We start from the raw sequence: 19,559 nt of genomic DNA on the forward strand, positions 1-19,559 counted from the left end.
CTCGACCTAATTTTCCTATCCACCATGAACGGTAGCCAAGACTTCAAGCTATCTTCGCTCCACGACTTCAAGTTGACCACTTGAATTGACATGGCTCATCATTCATCGTGCGCCTGGGGCAAACGGATCATACAGACTCTCGCCGTATCGGCGCCATCTATCATGCTTTCGCTGCACAACATCAATTGCTCTTTGTTCTCTTCGAACAATCGAGCCGCATAAATCAGAGCACGATAGGCTTCGCTATCCGCTTTCCACAGAAAAAAACTGCCAGCCATCCAATAATTGGATGAGCCGACGAAACCCGCCGCGAGATCGATTCGATGACCGACATCGGACAACCAGAAAATAACCGAGAGGATAGAAAAAAAACCAAATGAAGAAACGAGAATTCTACGTATCGCCTTCTTGCTCAGACGAGGAAGACGTGGCAGACGCACGACAAAATGGCTTACAGGTTTCGATCCTTGATATAAGGATTCAAGCGCTTGGGCATCTTTTTGGCGTAAGGCATCCTCCACATCGGATAGCGAGTCGAGCGACCAAGTGTCGATCGTTTCGCGCATCCGGGCGCAATACTCGGACATGCGTTTCTGACGTGCCTCGAACAGCCAGGTCCCATCGCTCTGATTTCCTGGCTCGCCCAGGGTCAACCATTCCGCACCTGCCGACAGATAGGCCCATGCGATCGCGGAATCAGGAGAGTGGGCAAAGATTGGCTGACCACGAGCCTCCGCGTCTCTGAGGATATCGTCAGCTGGAATCTCGGTCAGCAAGGTCATACGACCATAATCCCGCCTCAGTGCAGCCGCCAATTCTTGAGCGGCGACCTCTTGTGTCAAGCGGTTGATCAGCAAGTAAGACCCGTAAAACGGCTGAGGAAGTCCGGCGCGCAACCGCGTGATAGTGGTCAAGAGATCGGGAAGCGCCTCAAATTCCCTTGGTACGCAAGAGAATGGAATCAGCACTCGATGCGCGGCGGCCAGGGCGTTGCGCGTCAGCAGGTCCATCGAAGGAGGGCAGTCGAGAAGCACGTAATCGAAATTCTGCGACTTGAGCAGAGCCTGATAAAGGCGAGTCTGGCTATCGCCCATCATGGCAAGCTCGTTCTCGACATTGCTCAGTTCGGCCGAAGCCGATGCAAGATAGAGATCGGCAACCCGGGTCTCGATCATCATACTCCGGTCGAGAGACGCCTCGAGTAAGATGCGTCGGGTGCCTCCTCGACCCAAGGCCCCAGCCCCCATGAGACGAGTCGCCTTTGCCTCAGGATCGAGATCGATAACCAAAACCGAACGCCCGGTCGCAACCAACGAAAGCGCCAGATTGACGACAAGCGTCGTCGCACCTGAGCCTTCCCTGGGGTCGACGACAGCGACGATCTCGGTAGAAAGCCGCCCCCCCCCTGGCCAAATGCTCATCGCCTCATCTTCCATCCGCATCCTCCCGTCAACGTCCGCATGAGGTTGCCGCAGCATCCCCATACAAGGACTTAGCTCACGAAATCGTCACAAAAACGGGGCCCCTTGCCACATCCGTCAATGTTATCCAATATCATGGACGGTGCAGGGTCCACCGAGACTCGCATGATATGCTTAGTTGCTCTCCGAAGATAAGCATCTAGGATGCTGCCAACTTACGATCATATCCCATCGGAATACAATTAAAAAAGCCACATAGAAAATCATTGTTATTCGAGATATTCGGCACAAACAAGCCGGCATCAATCATCAAACAAAATCAATATTATTGAAGCCATGAAGAGCGACCTGGAAATAGAATTTAATCAGCTTCCCAAATCATTGTCAGCAGGATTTGGCGCGGTTGGCATATTTTCATTTCTCATTGCACTCGGCGCTCTCGTTCCAGCAGTATACATGCTTCAAGTCATGGATCGAGTGCTAAATAGTCGCAGCGAACCAACGCTATATGCATTGACCGGCCTGACATTATTCATCATTTTTCTGATAGGGGTCATGATGTTCGCACGCGCTAGATTGATGGCGCGTCTCGCAAACAAATTCGATGACAAAATCGGACCACGTATTTTCGAACTGATATTTCGTATTGGCTTGGAACAACCGGCAAAAACGTCGCTTCAACCCTTTGAAGATCTCATCACGATTCGCAATTTTCTCGCGGGAAGCACCCTTATCGCACTCATGGATGCACCATTCATCCCCCTATTCCTGATCGCTCTCTACTTAATACACCCCTGGATTGGAATCACTGTTTTAGTATTTGGAGTCATGAATGGTATATTAGCACTAATCAACAGCTCGCGAACCCGAAAAGCCATACGCGAAGCACAACAGGAAGGCCGTAAATCCAGGGATTTCATGCTCAACAGCCTGCGCAACGCGGACGCCGTTCAATCCATGGGAATGATCGAATCATTGCGATTGCGTTGGCTTCACAATCATCTCGGAGAGTCGGCGGAGCAATCCCGCAGCAGCGATATCAGCAGTATCTACAGCACGGCATCGCGCTCGCTCAGCAGCATGGCACGAATCGTCACCATGGCCGTCGCAGCCTATCTCATCCTCAAGCTGGAACTATCTCCAGGCGCGATGATCGCTTCGCTGATCTTGAGCGGCCGGGCACTTGGACCACTGCAAACACTGATCGCCAGTTGGCCGCAAATGACCGAAAGCCGCTTGGCCTATCAGCGATTGCGCGAACTCCTACAGCAATTCCCAGCGCGAGAGCGCCAGATTCGACTACCAGAACCGGAAGGCGAGGTGCGTGTCGAAGGCGTTTTCGCTGGACCGGGACATCAACGCGGCACAGGAGATCCCCCGATACTCAGAGGCATCAGCCTCATCATCAAGCCAGGAGAAACGCTGGCGATTCTTGGTCCCAGTGGTTCGGGAAAGACGACCCTTGCGCGCATCATACTCGGACTCTGGCCAACCTTATCCGGACGCGTCCGTTTGGATGGCGCCGATGTCCGCCACTGGGATCCTCTGCAATTTGGACGCTACGTCGGATATCTGCCGCAGGACGTCCAACTCTTCCCCGGCAGCATCGCGGACAATATCGCACGGTTTGGCCGCATTCGCTCCGAAAAGGTGGTCACCGCAGCGAAACTCGCCGGCGTCCACCAGGTGATATTGAATCTCGGCAAGGGATATCTCACCGAGGTCGGCCCAGGAGGTCTCATGCTGTCTGCGGGCCAACGACAACGGATAGGACTGGCTCGAGCACTGTACGATCTTCCCAAGCTGGTGGTCATGGACGAACCGAACTCGAATCTCGATGAAGAAGGGCACGCGGCCTTGATGCAGGCGGTCGATGCGCTGAAGGAAAGAGGGTCGAGCGTCATTTTCATCAGTCATCGCCGAAGTATCCTCAGCAAAGCCGACAAAGTGTTCGTCATACACAACGGCCAATCGCGCTTTTTCGGTACCCGATCGGAGTTTTACGCAAACTTCGCGGGTAACAATGACCCGGGCGCCGATGGAGTCGATCTATCGGGTCGCCCGGTGCTGGAACAGCAGACGCCCCTCGCTGCGCTCTCATCTGAAAACATCAGAGTCAAACTCCCAAATCCCGAGCCAATCGATGACTACGATCTAGGTGCCGCCCTAACTCAATGGAGACCGATCCGTGTTTCCTAAACCGTCATCCTCACGTGATTTGATCAAGCCGCCAGATCTTTATCCAGAAAAAACCGTCGAGCTGGGCGACTATCTTGAACTGCCCAAGGTAACGCTTCCCAGCGTTCCCAAGAATGACTGGCTCTACAAGATGCTTGGATATCTGTCGCTCATCCTTGCCATTTCCGGAATGACCGCATGGGCCGCCTATGCACCGCTCGAAAGCGCCGTCATTGCCAGCGGCACGGTTCAGGTCAAGGACAAGAGCAAGCAAATCCAGCATCTTGAAGGCGGAATCGTCTCGAGCATTCCGGTTCGAGAGGCCGATCATGTGAAAGCCGGCCAAGTGCTGCTGGTCCTGAGCGACCTCAGAGCACGCACGGAGCTGAGATCTGCCGAGCTGCAGTTGGCCGGCTTCCGAGCCGCAAAGGCGAGATTGGATGCGGAAAGAAACGGCCTGGATCAACTGAGCTTCCCACCCCAGCTTCAGGCCAAAGCCGATACTGACCGGGAAATCGCCAAGCTGATGGAACGACAAGTGAGCCTGTTCCGATCGAGACGCGACGCACTGGACAACGAAAAGAAGATCCTGGAGAAGACGATTCTCGAGCAAAAATCCAGAATCAATGGAATGCAGAATCGAATCGCGACGACGCAGAAACGTCTCGATTCCTATGATACTGAGATCCAAAATCTTCGAAAACTCTTCGCCAAGAAATTGATCGATAGCACCCGCATCACGGCGATGGAGCGAGATCGAGCGGAAACGGAAGACGATCTCCTCTCGTATGAATCCGAGATCGACAATTCTCGCGTCAAGATCAACGAGGCTGAGGCAAAGCTGCTCCAGGCCGATCTGGAGTTTCAAAGGGATGTGGAAACCGAATCACGCGATACCGAACAGGGAATCGCCGAATATGCCAACCGAATCGCCAGCCTCCAAGACACTCAGCAGAGAACCCTGATTCGCTCCCCCGTCGAAGGCGTCGTCAATGGACTCGAGATCACAACGATCGGCGCAGTCGTCTCACCAGGCGAGACACTGATGGAAATCGTACCGACCAACAAAGACTACGTGATCGACGCCATGGTCTCGCCGACCGACATCGACGAAGTGCATATAGGACTCCCGGCGGATATACGTTTCGGCGCATTCAATAAAGTAGATACCAAGATCATCCCGGGAAAGGTCGTCAAGGTATCGGCCGATGCATTTACGGACCCTAACGAAAAATACAAATATTACTCTGCGGAAGTTCGTATCGACGACGAAGGCATAGAGACCTTGACCGAAAACGATCTGACGATAATCCCCGGCATGCCCGCCGACGTGGCCATCAAAACCGGAGAGAGAACCTTTCTGGAATATGTTGCAGGGCCGGTCTACGAAATACTCATGAAGGCATTCAGGGAATAATAGGAGAAGAGACGATGAGTATTGAGTTCAGGTTCCTCGGCGATCAAATCGAGGTTGATCGCATATCAGTCGATGAGAAGACAGAACAACGCATGCGCGTCACGCTTGGAACCATCGAACGCTCAAAACTGAAACCCTCTGCAACACTGAAAAGCAGCTGCACGCCAGAAGAAAGGTCCGTGGTCGTCGAATGGATCATCAATCAGAAGAAACTCGCAAATCTGACATTAGAAGCAAATGCTCGAATGCTACCCGACAGAATCAGCAAGGTGGCGCAGTGGCTTGCTAACATGGATTCAGCGCCGAACGATGGCATCAAATCCACGCTGAACGACATTCGATCGAATTGGCAGATGCTGAAGAACACATTGCACGAAAAAGGGTTTATCTGAACGAGGAACAGAATTCACCTCGGATTTCGGAGTCGCACGTCGATCCCCTCCTCACACGAGCCGAGGGTCGCTCCCGATCTGAGCCAGCAGGGTCCAATAGTCCGCAGGGGAGAGCAATGGACGGACCTCATCCAGAAACGCCAGCGCCACCTCCTTGGCGCATACCTCAGCGGCAATCGGCACACGTCCATCGACAAGCTCCTCGACATAGGTCCGCACCCAGTTCGGCGGAGCGGTCCCAAAATGCCGAGCCAATACCGCCATGCCCTCACGCATCACCGACTGGCGCTGCCGCAGGGTGATGCCGTCTGCATGCAGCCGTGATCGGGCCTGGACGCGATCCACGAAACCGATGCGCTCAGGCATCTGAGCGAAGGCCCGAAGCCAGTAATCGAAATCGAACGCGGTCTGGAGTGTCTCGTCCAGCGGACCAAGGAGCAACCACAAGGTACGCCTGAAGAACACGGTCGGCTGGCACAGGAAACAGCCATCCCGAAACCTATCGAAGGGAGTCTCCGGTGGTAGGGTCGGATAGGGTTCCAGCACGCCTCCCCTGACATCGATGTGTTCGCCATGACCGTACACCATCAGCCATTCGGGATGGCCGCTCAACGCCTCGACGGCCCGGGTCACAGCCCCTGGAGCATAGATGTCATCGGCATTGAGCCAACCGATCAGAATGCCGCGAGCCCTGACCAATGCACGGTTCACCGCCTGAGCCGGTCCGGTGTCCGGCGCTGAAAACCAGCACAGGCGAGGATCCGTCCGAGCACGCGCCTCCAGAAGCGCCAAGGTCTCGTCGGTCGAGACGCCGTCCGCGACAATCAGCTCGATTCTCGGATAGTCCTGTTCCAGGACGCTGTCGATCGCGGCCCCTAGAAAGCGAGCCTGATTCAGCGAAGGCATCACGATCGACACCTGAGGCTGTCGCTCACCCGTCACGCCGCAGCTCCTCGTCCCAGACTCTCGAAACGCTACAGAAACGTCACTTCCTCCTCTACCCGCACCATGCACTCATTCAGTTCGAGCGCGTAAACCACCGAAGGCTGACCGGAGCGTCCCTCTCGAGTCGATCTAGAGATACCGGGCAGACTAGTGAAGACTGACGATAGCGACAAGGCTCGGAGCGCGCCGCTCGGCATCGCGCGTCCCAACGGCCAAGCACTCAGATTCCGAATAGAGGACAGGGGAAACGCGATGACCTCCAATCGACAGTCCGCCGCCTGGATACGCTCAGGCAGTATTCTCGCCTTTCCACAGGACTGGCAAATCCCCGCCAAAACCGAGCAGTGGGTCTACGACGCATGTCGCGCACAACTCCCGAGCGGTCGGTATTTCGAGTTGGTGTGTTTCCCCTGGGCCACACTCATCGATCTGCTGCGACGCAACCAGATGGCCAGAGCCGAACCACTGCTCGCCATGCTGCAGCAGGCGCCACCGCGCAAGACTCTGATCCGAGCCACCGTCTGCCAGCACATATACGCCAAAGACATGCTGGCCTGGTTCGAGCGTCTGAGGATCACCGACCTCTACTGGCCTCACGCAACGGCGTCGGAACCCATGATCGCCGGCATCCGCGTCCATCCCTTTCCACTGTATCCGGTGCGTTGTCTCGACGGCAGCGCGGACGCGGGTCTCTCGAACCGGCCGGCCGCGCAACGCCGCTATCTCTACAGCTTCATCGGCGCCTACCAGCCGGGGCTCTATTCGAGCGCCGTGCGGCAGTGGCTGTTCGACCTCCCCCTTCGCGACGACGCCTATGTCGAACGACGACACGAATGGCACTATGAGCGCCAGGTCTACGGCGAGCAGATCGGCGGCGAGCGTCTCAGCGAGGACGAACGACGGCAGGAGCGTCAGAACGCCAGCCATTACGCATCGATTCTTGGGGACTCGGTGTTCAGCCTCTGTCCATCCGGCTCGGGACCGAACAGCATCCGTCTCTGGGAGTCGTTGGGGCTGGGATGCATTCCGGTCATCCTCGCCGATGCGTTACGCCTGCCGGGAGATCAGCAGGAATGGGACGAGGCGGTGCTGAGGATCCCAGAATCCAAATCCGCCGTCGATCAGCTTCCCCAACGGCTCGAGCGGCTGGCTCAGGACGGGCCACGGGTCGAGCAGATGCGCCGAGCCTGCGAGACCCTATGGACCAAATACGGTCTCAACGGCCCCTTGACGGTGCTTGGCGAGATGTCGCAACCCGCCAAGGTATTGGCATGGAGCGCGCCGCCGCGCTCGGCGCCAGCCGATCGATCCTGATCGCATCGTGCCAGACGGTCCCGACCTTGAACCGCCCGACAGCATCCGGCCGATAGAGACCCCACTTGAGATAGCCCGAAGGGGCGGGCTGATCGAGCAAGGTCGGTCCAGACAGCTCGACCGAGGGCCAGGCTGCACCATCCGCGAGCGATGCCTCGGCCCGCAGCCTTCCCGCGTCGGTGAGCGACCAGAGGACCTCGATATCGACATCGACCCAACGCCCGACCGGAACGGGCGCGGGAACCAGCTCATATTGATCGCGCGCACCGACCCGCATGACCAGGGCGTCAGACTTGATCCCCAGGAAGACATCGGGGCGCCCTTTGAATCGCTTGAACTGCCAGATAATGGCGATGGGACGGCCCACCCCCGAAGCGGCCGGCGCCGTCACCCCATCGTCCGCGAGTTTGAAGCTGAAGCGATACCGAAAGGCGGAGCCCGCGTGGTAGCGGACCCGCATATTGCCCATGGCGCTCGACTCGGCGCGCGGCGCGCCGAACGACAGATAGTCCTCGCCGGGGCCCACCCGCGAGCGCAGCGAGCAGTCCCCCTCGCGTCCAGTGGAGCAATCGACACGAATCGCATCGCCAGCCGCCGGTGGTGCCGCTGTCACCCCCAAGTCGGCGGCATGAATGCGGCCGCTCTCATAACCGAGAGACAGGATCTGGAGTGCCCCGTTCGGCACCACAATCCGCTCGGCCAAGGCCGGCGTCGACGGCGCGGCGCAGAGCCAGACCAGCAGGCCCCGGAACCAGATTCGACCAAGCACAGCATTGGTGCTCCAGGTCATCGACATGAGGGGCATCAGCGCAAGCAAGCGCCCAGCACCGGCATCAAGGCTCGCAGGCGCTCAGCAACCTCCACCGGAGCCGCTGCCGTCGCCGACCGCACGGCCGCCCCGATCGCCGCATAGCCCCAGGGACGATGGCACCGTATCAGCGCGGACTGGGCTTCATCGGCATTCCGGTGCTCGTCGAACAGGGTAGCATTCGGGCTCGGCTGCTCGACCAGCCAGTTGGCGTGACGGGCGAGGGCGATCATCGGAATCCCGCGCTGCTTGCAGAAGAGGGAAAGATGCAGGTCGGCCATCCCCGACGTCGGAAAATGACCGAGCCCCAGACCGCGCAACAGGGAGGCATGACAGCCCAGCGTCCCTGAGCCCAGATTGTTCACCAGCGCATCCCGCTCCAATGCCTTGCTGAACAGCAGCACCTTGCGATAAGCGGAGAAATAGCGCTCGGCCCGCTCCGGCACCAGAACGCCGTGCACACCGATCACCGCCTTGCGGCCATAATGCTCGATCCGTTCGATCAGGGCCGCGACATAATCGGGCGGATACAGAATGTCGTCATCGGCCGTCAGGAAATAGCACTCCATATCCAAGGCGGCAACAGGCAGGAACTTGCCATTGTCCCGCAATCCGGGCACCTCGGAGGACCGGACGACCCGCACCTTCTGATGAAGGTCCCATACGAACTCGGGCACGCTCGGATAGCGATCCAGATAGAGATGCACCGCATCCACCTGATCGACCAGAGTCTCCAGCGTCCTGCGCAGCAGCGCCTCGCGTTCGGGAATCGAGCAGAGACTGACGACGACCGGACAGCGCGGATTCGGCAGCAAGCTCATACCGGATCCCACGGGAATGCGGTCCCGCAGCACGGGAAAGCGGAAAAATGCCTTGAACCCCTCCACGCCCAGTTCGCGATGCCGTTGACGGAATGCCTCGGCATAGGCGGTCCGCTCGGCCGACAGACGCTGCTCGATATGCCCGTCCGCCGCCGGATCGTTGGCGACCATGTCCGCGAACAAGGAGTCCGGGCGCAAGGCGTTGTAATAGGTCGGCGCGGAGATGTCCGCGACGACCCCGCCATGCCGAGCCGCATAGGCCCTGAGACGCTCGAACCATTCCTCGTCCGAGGCCTTGGTCGTGCAGTTGAAGTAGCCGATCGCCTCGGCGACCTCGCGTCGTACGCCCAGGGTGATGAGCCCGAGCTTGCTGATCAAGCCATTCACCGGCAGCACCCGCTCGGACGGGAACGAGACCCGAGAATAGGCACCGCGCACGCACATGACCCCCGAGCGCATCAACTGCGCCATCCCGAGACGGATACGCTCCGGATGGCTCAGGTCATCGCCGTCCTGAAAGAACAGAAAGGCACCCCGCGCCTCGCGCAGCGCCAGGTTCTTGGCGAAATAGGTGCCTAGATTGGTATTGAGGCGCCAACAGCGCAGGCGCTCATCGGATTCCCTCAAACGCTGCAGGATGCGCCAGGTCGCGTCCGTGCTGGCATCATCGACGACGATCAATTCCAGATTGGACCAGCTCTGGCGCAAGACGGAGGTAATGGCCTGCTCGATATAGGCGGCGACATCGTGCGCTGTCATCAACACCGACACCAATGGCGCCGGTGTAGGAACGGGCGAATTCAACGCAAGCGCAAGCTCGACCGCGTCCACCTCCCGATAGAGATCGGCAAGACTGATAGTCGGCCTGTTTGAAGCATCGGGTAGCGAGGGAACAGTGGATGCCTCGGCATGACGGCCTGACACCCTTTCCTCTTGAGTGTCCAGCATGCCCAAGCGCTGTCGCGCCCGATCCAGGTTGAGCTGGTAGAAAGGGGCCAGGTCCGGATTCTCGGCCATGGCTTGCTCGTAAAGTGCGACGGCTCGCGCGAAATCCCCCGCACCATAGGCGGCGTTGGCAGCATTCAAGGTGCTGGTACGGGATGTCATGCCACAAGTCGTCAGTTCACCAGCGCGTCGCTGATCATCGGGATTCTCGATCTGACACTACAATCAAAAAGTCTTGCCGGCCAGCGTCGACTGCTCTGTTGATTGGACAAGATATTGGTACACTAAGCGGATACGAGCATAAAGATGCGCGATGAGCTCCAGCCTCAGATCTCGCTGGGGAACGTCCTGTAGACGAACCTGATCGAGTTCATGAAGGCCGATCGTCTTGGGCTACCGCCGGGTCCGCTACGCGCCTGGATCACCTTCGTTAAACACTGGAAGGGGGAAATGACGATGGCCACTGTGTCTCATGAGCCAGCCCAGCAAGCAATGAGCCGCATCCGCCAGCTCAGCGCCGATGAAGCGGTGCGAAGCCCCACCTTCGTGCTCGAGCGCACATCATAATGTGAGCTGACAAATGCTGATGCCCGGTTTTCAGTACCCCGCAGTCGATACCAGCGAACCACTAGAGCCGAACGCTAGCACGCCAAAAAACCCGACGGCCCTCCAGAAAGGCAACGCGGCCCTGCGCGCCGGCCAGTATGCCGCAGCTATCCGTCATTACGCCCTCGGCCTGCTTGATCAGCACAACCAACCGCAACCAAGCCAATTATCGCACCACCTTGCCCAAAATCTCCTGCTCGCCCGCAAGCGCTACCGTCGCCAGCGCCAATCCAGCGGTCAGCTCCAGGTCGCCGTCGCCTGTTGGTCGCTATCGGAAAACCCCGCCGGCCGTGCCCACACCCTCGCTAGCCTCTACCAAGATCTGGCCGCGCACGGGGAGGGTGGTATCCACGGCGTAGCAATCATCGGCAGCCTGTTCGCTCGCCGCGGGCGGGAGCTCTGGGCGCCCATCCGCGACACCGACCTCCCCGTGCACAGCATCCTGGTCGAAGATGACCGCCAGTTCATGGCCCAAGCCATCAACTTGGTCAGCTCACATCCCTACGACCTGATCCACCTATCCAAGCCGCGCTTCCCGAACATCCTTTTCGGTTTACTCTACAAGTTGCTTTGGGACGCCCGGGTGCTGGTCGACATCGATGACGACGAGTTGGCCTTCGTCCACGGCGAGCCGCTGCCAACCGGCGCCCCGCCGTTCCAGCCACCGGCCGATAAGGCCGCCGATCCAGCAGGCCCGCCAGCATCCAGTCCACCGCCCGAGTCCACAGCGGCGCCTGCACTGGAGCACTGGCTGCGCCGCTACAACGGCCTTCCGCCATGGCAAGACCTCCCTGGGTGCCCTTGGACCGAGCTTGGCATGAGCCTCTGTCACGCCTTCGACGGCCTCAGCGTCGCCAACCGCGCCCTACAGCGACGCCACGGCGGCACCATCATCCGCCATGCCCGCGACCCGCGTCAGTTCCGACCCTGCGCAGAGCGGCGCGCGCGCGCACGCGTTCAGTGGCAAATCGCCCCCGCCCAGCGCGTGGTCATCTTCCTCGGCACCCCACGCAGGCACAAAGGTCTGCTCGAGACCGCCCAAGCCCTTGCTAGTCTGAGCCAGCCAAACCTGCTGCTCCTCATCGCAGGGCGTTTCCCCGACTCCGAGCAAGCGCTACGCGAGGCGTTAGAAGCCGAGCAGACGCGCGGCCGGCTCACCATCCGCCTGCTCGACGATCAGCCGTTCGCCGACATCCCGGACCTACTCGCCGCTGCCGATCTCGCCGTCTTATTGCAAGACCCCGATTCGCCGGCCGCCCGTAACCAGACCCCAGCGAAGCTCAGCGACGCCCTCGCCATGGGACTCACCGTGCTCGCCGAGCCCACCCCCGGCCTAGCCGATTTGCTAGAGCAGGACGCTTTCATCCCGGTCACGCGTGACACCCTGGCCGCCACGCTGAGCGCCACTCTGGCCACTAGCCCGCCCGAGCCTCAGCCACGCCAACCGCACCCGGTCTTCACCCGTAATCTCAGTTTGCAGGCCAACCGCCAGCGGTTGCAAACCCTGCTTGCCGATGAGTTCAGACGAACCAAACACCGCACAGATACCCGCTTAGCCGGTCATACCTCTGGACCTGACTGCCTCGAACACCTCAGCGCAATACACCTGCTCGGCCCGCTACCGCGCACCCTAGTAAAGGCTCAGTCAAACCCCGCGAGGACCTGATGCAGCGACTCCCGTATCAACAGAACCTCGACTCCGTTGCCGGCGTGCTTGACAAAGCTGAGGCGCTCGCTCGACGCGGCCACACGGATCAAGCCTTGGACGTTGCCATAGAGGCATTCGCCGACCGTGCAAATCGACAAGCGCTAGTCAGACAGCTAATGCGCGGCTATTACCCAACTTTCAGTCGTGCTACTGCCTTGAGCACTCGGAAACAGGCCAATACCATGATCGCCACCTTGCGCCGCTCCCTCATAATAAGCACTGGCCAAGGCAATCATTCAGGTCGCCGGTTTGCGCCATGGGTGCACACCAGTACCGGCCAATCGCAGCCGAAGCCGCGTTTTACGGTGCAGGTTTACGCTCGACGTTCACTGGGCAACGCCTGGGCCGGCAACACCATTAACACCGTCATCTTCCGCCATCACGGCATCCTGACGGATGGCAAAACCCAATACACCGCCTTCTATGTCGATACCCACACACTGCGGCTTGTTCAGCGCGACCTAGCAACCGATTCCCTAACCACCCACGATCTCCGTGGCGAATACAACCTGCGCGACGCCCACAACAGCGTCAGCCTAGGGCAGGACCGGCAAGGCCACCTACACATCAGCTATGACCATCATGCCACCCAACTGCGCTATCGCCGCTCCATCAAACCGGGCGACATCACTGCATGGTCTGACGAACTGCCCATGACCGGCTCGCACGAAGAAAAGGTGACCTACCCTACTTTCATCTTGCCTCACCATGAGTTCCCGCTGACATTCTTATATCGCGATGGACGCCACAACAAAGGCACGGCGCGCCTAAAGACATACGACGAAGCCACAGAAATCTGGGCCAATCACCCGCAAGCCATATTGAGTGGGGCAGAACAAAAACCCTGGACCAGTAACGCCTACTGGAACCACCCAGCCGTAGGTGCGGATGGCTTGCTGCATCTTTCCTTCGTTTGGCGCACCCATCCCCTGGGAGAAGAGCAACGCATCAACAATATCAACATCGGCTATGCCTGCTCACACGACAACGGCCTGACCTGGCAAACCTCGCACAGACGCCCCTACAGACTGCCCATTACTCAGGTCAATGCCGAAACCATCCACCCCGTTTCGCCGGGCAGCAACCTTATCAACCAAACCAGTATGGCGCTGGATAGTCACAACTGGTCGCACATCGTCTTCTACGCCGACGACCCTGTTGGTGTGCCGCAGTACCAGCATCTCTGGTTCGATGGCAGGGTTTGGCACCATCAATTCGTATCGAAGCGCACACAGGGATTCAGCCTGCAAGGCGGGGGCACCCTGCAAATCCCCATCAGCCGCCCCGAAATCGTGATCGACAGGCATGATAACGCCTACATCATCACCCGCGGCGACCACACCCAAAATCGCCTGGCAGCCACTTTATTGCCTGCCCCCAATTACATTTATCAGCCGCACAATATCCAGATTTTAGCGGACGAGGATATCGGCTTCGCCGAGCCGATAATCGACCGGGAGCGCTGGCAGAAAGAAAATATGCTTACCCTGCTGGTGCAGTACAATGAGCAGCCCAATCACGACACAGGCCACCGCGCAGTGCAGTACCCGATCAGCCTTATCGACATTCAACTCAATCCAGAACAATGACGACACCACCTACACAACTTGGTGATAAAGCCTCCCGTACACCATTAGTCAATGGCAACGAAGCGCTCCGCCAAGGTAACTATGGAGAGGCTATCACCCATTACGCCCAGGTCATCGTCCTGCAGCCGGAGTTAGCCAAAAGCATAATCGCAAACTTGTCGATCGCTTCTCAGAAATACCGGGCAATCCGCCGATCCATCAAAAAGCCCAGCGTTGGCGTCTGCGGTTGGGAATTGGCCCACAATGCCGCCGGCCGGGTTTACACCCTGGCCACCATCTACGAAACCTTCGCTCATGTTGAAATCATTGGTAGTCTATTCCCCAGCTTTGGCAGGGAGATCTGGAAACCGATCCGTGACACCTCAATTGCCAAGCACTCCTTTGTCGTCGAAGACGAAAGCAGGTTCATCGAGCAAGCTGTACAACTTGTAGCGGCACACCCTTACGACATTGTCCATCTTTCCAAACCCCGCGCGCCCAACATCTTCTTCGGCATCCTCTACAAGCTGCTTTGGGGCGCGAAGGTGTTAATGGATATCGACGACGAAGAACTCGCTTTCGTTGATGCGACAACCCCTATTAGCATCGGCGACTACATGCAGCAGCACGGCAAATTGCCCGATCTCAAGAACTTGGCCGGCAAGGACTGGACGCGTCTGACCGTTGGTCTGGCCAAGGAGTTTGACGGCGTCACCGTATGCAACTCAGTTCTGCAAGAATGTTATGGCGGCGAGATAATCCACCATGCGCGCAACGAACAGCGCTACCAGCCCGCGCCAGAACACAAATGCCGGAGCCGGGAGACCCATGGCATCCCCCAGGACAAAAAAGTCGTGCTGTTCTTTGTTACACCTGGGGAGCACAAAGGTCCGGTCGTAACCGCCGAGGCCATTGCGGCGCTCAGTCGCACCGACATCCTCTTCGTCCTGGTCGGCGATTTCCTCGACTCGGCGCTGAAACAACGGCTGCAAGCCATCCCAGGGGTCGAATACCGTTTCATCGACAACCATCCTATTGCCGCCATCCCTGACGTGGTGGCCATAGCAGATCTCTGTATTTTGCTGCAAAACCCGGAAACCCTCGCCGCCCAGTTCCAAGTGCCCGCCTGTCTCAGCGATGCCTTGGGCATGGGCGTTCCGGTGCTCGCCACCCAAATACCGGCGCTAGACAATGCTGTCGTCGCCAACGCCATCCAGCCGGTCACCTCAGACGACCTGACCCAGTCGCTGGCTCAGGTGTTGGACGACCCCGTCAATTCCGCGCGTTTGCAAGCCACGGGACGAGGATATTTTGAATCAATACTCAGCACCGAGGTCAACCGACGCTGGCTTCAACGAGCGCTGGCGCAGGCGGAGTGGGGACCCTTGAATGTCGCCATGGTTGATATGTTAAAAGGGGTTGACTATGGAACGCTTAGTGAACTACTGCACCAACCTAGAACCCACCCCATCTCGCACAGCATTTCAAAAAATCCAGAGCTTGCCTCTTTTAGCTCTCGAATACCTGCTGCGCCTTATTCGTGCCTTCTTGGTTTAATTCCTAATTCTCCTTCAGACGGGAAGAATCATGGAGGATCGGGAGTATATAGAGCTGACGAGAATATCTTACTAAGAAACATACGCTATTATAACAAAGCCAAAAAATCCCGCTCAGCGAGAATAGCCTATTTTACAGCGATAAGCAATAATTACGATCCTTTAATTGTTCCAGAATCGATCTGTACGGAATGGGATTATTTTGTCTTCTCTGACACACCAATTTTCGGAGAACATATTTTTGACGTCAGATTGATAAATATACCACATAATGATCCAGTACGTTTTGCTCGATATGTAAAAACGCATCCACACACTCTTTTGAGAAATTACGACTATGTAATATGGGTGGATGCAAACATTCTAATTAAAGGGATGCATTTATATGAATCTGTAAAAAAAGCGATGGACTCGCAAGCCCTTATGTTTGTCAATCCGCATCCTGACAGAAAATGCGTGACATCAGAACTCGAAATGTGCAAGCGCCGATCAAAAGACCGGTTTGAAGTCATGGAAAGACAAGTAGCAAAATACTTGAATGAGGGATTCCCTCTAAATTACGGGATGATAGAGTCTGGGATTCTCATCCGCAATAACAATCATCAAAAAATTAAAGAATTCAATAACGCTTGGTGGGAAGAATTATCGAAACACTCTAGTCGAGACCAGCTTTCTGTAATGTATTTATTGTGGAAGCATGATGTTCCATTTCGTTATCTAGAAAATATGAAAGACGTTAGGAAACACGAAAATAATGATTACTGCTTGTTTCCACATGGTGGCCAAGCAACGAAATATCTCCCAGCGTATCAATCGCCAAATTTTATGAGGAAAGCATCTACGGTTTCTCAAGCAAACTTAAGCAAGCAAGATCAGAGAATCTTAAAAGAAGTGATTAATTATTGGTCTAACAAAAAAACATCACAAAAAAAAGTAGTCGTCTATACTGCGATCACAAACAATTATGATGTTTTGAAAATACCGAATTCTTTAAACTCAGATTGGGATTATATTTGTTTTACTGACCGTTCAAGCATCCCTGGATACCATCCTTGGGAAATACGGCATTTTGACTATTTATCCCAAGATGATGTGCTAACTGCACGGTTTGTAAAAACGCACCCACACTATTATTTTTCGGAATACGAGATATCTATTTGGATTGATGCACATCTTCTGATTCGTGAAGATTTTTTATCGCAATTTGTCGAATATGTTACAACGTCTCCATGTGGCCTAGGGGCGATCCCTCATCCTTTTCGCAACTGTACCTATGAGGAGGCTAAAATCTGCGTTGATGAGGAGAAAGACGACAAAACAATCATTCATAATCAGGTCGAAATTTATCGGCAGAAAGGCTTTCCAGAGAAGTACGGGCTTATAGAAACAGGTATATTGATAAGGAAGCATAATCTTAAAGAAATCAAGCAGCTTAATATTGATTGGTGGCTACAACAAGAAAAGGGGAGTAAACGAGATCAGATTTCTTTCATGTATATGATTTGGATGCATGGTATACAGTGGCTGCCACTTATGAAAAAAGGAAGATCAGTTAGGAATCATCAAGGATTTCAATTTTTTCAGCACGGATTTAAGAGTACTGCACGTGACAAAAAATATGTATTACCAACTTTCTTGCCCCAGTCTTTTGCCTATGACCGGAAGCCTTTTTGGACTGAACGTGAGCCAATAATACCCTTTGGGTTTTTGAACCAATTTCAAGCAATTCGAACGGATATCGTAATTTGTGTTCACAATGCATTGGAAGATGTCAAACGATGTTTGGACAGCGTTAGTAAAACAACCCTTGAAAGCCAGAATATAATTATTATCGACGATGGTTCTGAAGAGGAAACATCGCAGTATCTTGAATATTTTACAGACAGCTCTATTCGTACGCGACTGATTCGTAACGAAAGCGCACTTGGCTATACAAAATCTGCAAATATAGGTTTAAAAGCTTCAAATGCTGAATTTGTTGTTCTATTAAATAGCGACACCGTTGTTCCCTGCAACTGGACATTAAAACTGATTCATGCTGCTTACAGTCGACCCTACATTGGTATTGTTGGACCTTTAAGCAACGCAGCATCATGGCAATCGATCCCCTTGTTACGTGATCCAAGAACAAAAAAATCGCTCGTTAATGACCTGCCAAACGCTTTCACAGTCGATCAAATGGATCAGTTTGTTCAGAATTATGGTACTGTTACTCATTTTCCATTGGTTCCACTCGTCAACGGATTCTGTTACGGAATAAAACGATCGGTAATAGAAGCGATCGGATACTTTGATGAAGATAGCTTTCCTCGTGGATATGGAGAAGAAGATGATTATTCAATGAGAGCGCAGAACGCTGGTTTTCAACTTGCAATTGCCACACATCTTTACGTTTACCATGCAAAGTCTAAAAGCTTCGGCATCGAGGCGCGTTTGCAACATGCGAAAAAAGGCCGTGAAGTTTTGCTGGCAAAGCATGGAGAACAGCGGATTACAAGGGCAGTAGAGCTGATCCAATATCATCCGATATTAATTTCCGTGAGGGAAAAATGCTGCATCGGCTTAGGGATAGAGCCCGAGGTCTATGTTAAGAAAGAACTTGCCATTCCTGGAGATAATTCATCTCCATCAAGCTCCCACCAAGAAAACAAAATTGGCAATATAGAGCAAAGGCAATTTGAACTGAAACAACTTGTTAGTCTAGATTCAAAAATTTTTCCTTCGGAATTATTACTTGCAAATATTACTTGGCAGGAAATTCAGGAAAACGAAAAGTTAATTTCTACAATACAAAAAACTTGGAACGGAATTCCTAAACACGCCCTCTGGATACTACCTGCATTTCGCAATCTACTTGCGGGCGGCGTTAGAACTATCCTAATGGTCGCGGAAGATTGGTCGAAGCATTGGTCTACACATAATGAAATTATACTTTTAAAATCTTCATCCAGAACATCCTTTAAATTTGATGAGCGTCAGATTCTTTCGTATTTTCCAAATCTAAAATTCAAGATGACGCTTCTTGACGCAGAATCCAATATCGGAGCCTTATTACCGACTACCGACATTGGAGTTTGTTCATCATGGCCGACAGCATACATGCTTGCAAAGTATAATAAGTGCAAAGCCAAATTTTATTTTATGCAAGATTATGAGACTTTATTCTACCCTGCCGGAGCTGTGAGTGGTTTAATCGATGCGACTTATGGCTTTGGATTTATTGGTATTTGCAACAGTAAAGGTATTGCCGATCGCTATTCTGAATTCTCAAAATCATACTATTGCTTTAAACCAGGTGTTAGCCGCGAAATTTTTTATCCGCGCGAAACTGATTACCAAAAAACTAATGACGTTTTTCAAATTTTTTTTTACGGTCGCCCAAATAACGAGCGCAATGCCTTTCCTATTGGACTTCAAGCATTAGCCAAGGTAAAACATTATTTTGGAGATCGTGTTCGTATTGTGTCAGCAGGAGGAAAATGGTCGCCGTCAGAATACAATCTTGAGGGAATTATAGAAAACTGCGGAATATTATCCTCTATGGATGAAATCGCTGATCTGTATCGCAATAGCAATCTAGGTCTTGTATTCATGTTAACCCCACATCCTTCTTATCAGCCCTTCGAATTTATGGCTAGCGGTTGTGTGACTGTCACGAATACTAATCCATCTACATCATGGTTACTAATAGACGGTGTTAATAGCATCTTGACGTCGCTGTTTCCTGACGAGATTGCGGGAAAAATAATTTATGCTTTGGAGCATCCAAATTATTTGGCGCGTCTTCGTCAGGGTGGATTGGAAACAATATCAACGCTTTCATGGGAAAAGACTTTTCGCGAGATTCGTGAATTTGTCTGTAATTTAAAAGTATAAAAAA

Annotated in this window: 11 protein-coding genes; 7 read left to right on the forward strand and 4 right to left on the reverse strand. The window is 54.4% G+C overall.

Annotated features, from left to right (window positions below; all coding sequences use genetic code 11):
• Window positions 1-98: 98 nt before the first annotated feature.
• A complete protein-coding gene (locus ACFSJC_RS19115) occupies window positions 99-1,436 on the reverse strand; it encodes a ParA family protein (protein WP_386028796.1) in 1,338 nt (445 codons plus the stop codon).
• 321 nt (window positions 1,437-1,757) lie between these two features.
• Between ACFSJC_RS19115 and ACFSJC_RS19120 the strand changes: the two genes are divergently transcribed.
• Genes ACFSJC_RS19120 through ACFSJC_RS19130 form a run of 3 tightly spaced genes read left to right on the forward strand, consistent with a single transcriptional unit; the run spans window position 1,758 to window position 5,408 of the window.
• Complete coding sequence (locus ACFSJC_RS19120) at window positions 1,758-3,620, forward strand: type I secretion system permease/ATPase (RefSeq protein WP_386028797.1); 1,863 nt, start codon at window positions 1,758-1,760, stop codon at window positions 3,618-3,620.
• Window positions 3,610-5,016, forward strand: coding sequence for an HlyD family type I secretion periplasmic adaptor subunit (locus tag ACFSJC_RS19125; protein ID WP_386028798.1), 1,407 nt, complete (start codon window positions 3,610-3,612; stop codon window positions 5,014-5,016). Before ACFSJC_RS19120 ends, ACFSJC_RS19125 begins: the two co-directional genes overlap by 11 nt.
• Window positions 5,017-5,030: 14 nt before the next feature.
• On the forward strand, window positions 5,031-5,408 hold the full coding sequence (locus ACFSJC_RS19130) for a hypothetical protein (protein ID WP_386028799.1): 378 nt from the start codon (window positions 5,031-5,033) through the stop codon (window positions 5,406-5,408).
• A gap of 51 nt (window positions 5,409-5,459) precedes the next feature.
• Here ACFSJC_RS19130 and ACFSJC_RS19135 read toward each other — a convergent pair whose 3' ends face one another.
• Window positions 5,460-6,350 (reverse strand): glycosyltransferase family 2 protein, encoded by an 891-nt coding sequence (locus ACFSJC_RS19135; protein ID WP_386028800.1) that lies wholly within the window; start codon window positions 6,348-6,350, stop codon window positions 5,460-5,462.
• Window positions 6,351-6,605: 255 nt separating this feature from the next.
• On the opposite strand from ACFSJC_RS19135, the gene ACFSJC_RS19140 reads away from it, so the two are divergent.
• The gene (locus ACFSJC_RS19140) at window positions 6,606-7,667 is read left to right on the forward strand and encodes an exostosin domain-containing protein (RefSeq protein ID WP_386028801.1); all 1,062 of its coding nucleotides are present in this window, start codon (window positions 6,606-6,608) and stop codon (window positions 7,665-7,667) included.
• On the opposite strand, the gene ACFSJC_RS19145 is transcribed toward ACFSJC_RS19140, so the two are convergent.
• Entirely contained in the window at window positions 7,570-8,463 is an 894-nt protein-coding gene (locus ACFSJC_RS19145; protein WP_386028802.1) for a heparin lyase I family protein, read from the reverse strand. The genes ACFSJC_RS19140 and ACFSJC_RS19145 overlap by 98 nt on opposite strands.
• Window positions 8,464-8,471: 8 nt before the next feature.
• Window positions 8,472-10,403 carry a glycosyltransferase gene (locus tag ACFSJC_RS19150; protein ID WP_386028803.1) on the reverse strand — a complete coding sequence of 644 codons (1,932 nt, stop codon included), beginning with the start codon at window positions 10,401-10,403 and terminating at the stop codon, window positions 8,472-8,474.
• Between the two features lie 424 nt (window positions 10,404-10,827).
• Here ACFSJC_RS19150 and ACFSJC_RS19155 point away from each other — a divergent pair, with 424 nt between their 5' ends.
• The 3 genes from ACFSJC_RS19155 to ACFSJC_RS19165 are packed head-to-tail and all read left to right on the forward strand — an operon-like array spanning window position 10,828 to window position 19,555.
• Window positions 10,828-12,513, forward strand: coding sequence for a glycosyltransferase (locus tag ACFSJC_RS19155; protein ID WP_386028804.1), 1,686 nt, complete (start codon window positions 10,828-10,830; stop codon window positions 12,511-12,513).
• Window positions 12,513-14,144: a BNR repeat-containing protein gene (locus ACFSJC_RS19160; protein ID WP_386028805.1), complete on the forward strand. Its 1,632-nt coding sequence runs from the start codon at window positions 12,513-12,515 to the stop codon at window positions 14,142-14,144. The genes ACFSJC_RS19155 and ACFSJC_RS19160 overlap by 1 nt, the downstream gene beginning before the upstream one ends.
• The gene (locus tag ACFSJC_RS19165) at window positions 14,141-19,555 is read left to right on the forward strand and encodes a rhamnosyltransferase WsaF family glycosyltransferase (RefSeq protein ID WP_386028806.1); all 5,415 of its coding nucleotides are present in this window, start codon (window positions 14,141-14,143) and stop codon (window positions 19,553-19,555) included. Before ACFSJC_RS19160 ends, ACFSJC_RS19165 begins: the two co-directional genes overlap by 4 nt.
• The last annotated feature ends 4 nt before the right edge of the window (window positions 19,556-19,559 follow it).

This window comes from Thiorhodococcus fuscus (assembly GCF_042682685.1).
Taxonomy (GTDB): domain Bacteria; phylum Pseudomonadota; class Gammaproteobacteria; order Chromatiales; family Chromatiaceae; genus Imhoffiella; species Imhoffiella fuscus.

Excerpts from the sequence above, each read along its gene's own strand:
- ACFSJC_RS19115 (WP_386028796.1), bottom strand. The coding sequence starts at position 1,436 with ATGGAAGATGAGGCGATGAGCATTTGGCCAGGGGGGGGGCGGCTTTCT.
- ACFSJC_RS19120 (WP_386028797.1), top strand. The coding sequence starts at position 1,758 with ATGAAGAGCGACCTGGAAATAGAATTTAATCAGCTTCCCAAATCATTG.
- ACFSJC_RS19130 (WP_386028799.1), top strand. The coding sequence starts at position 5,031 with ATGAGTATTGAGTTCAGGTTCCTCGGCGATCAAATCGAGGTTGATCGC.
- ACFSJC_RS19140 (WP_386028801.1), top strand. The coding sequence starts at position 6,606 with ATGACCTCCAATCGACAGTCCGCCGCCTGGATACGCTCAGGCAGTATT.
- ACFSJC_RS19145 (WP_386028802.1), bottom strand. The coding sequence starts at position 8,463 with ATGTCGATGACCTGGAGCACCAATGCTGTGCTTGGTCGAATCTGGTTC.
- ACFSJC_RS19150 (WP_386028803.1), bottom strand. The coding sequence starts at position 10,403 with ATGACATCCCGTACCAGCACCTTGAATGCTGCCAACGCCGCCTATGGT.
- ACFSJC_RS19155 (WP_386028804.1), top strand. The coding sequence starts at position 10,828 with ATGCCCGGTTTTCAGTACCCCGCAGTCGATACCAGCGAACCACTAGAG.
- ACFSJC_RS19160 (WP_386028805.1), top strand. The coding sequence starts at position 12,513 with ATGCAGCGACTCCCGTATCAACAGAACCTCGACTCCGTTGCCGGCGTG.
- ACFSJC_RS19165 (WP_386028806.1), top strand. The coding sequence starts at position 14,141 with ATGACGACACCACCTACACAACTTGGTGATAAAGCCTCCCGTACACCA.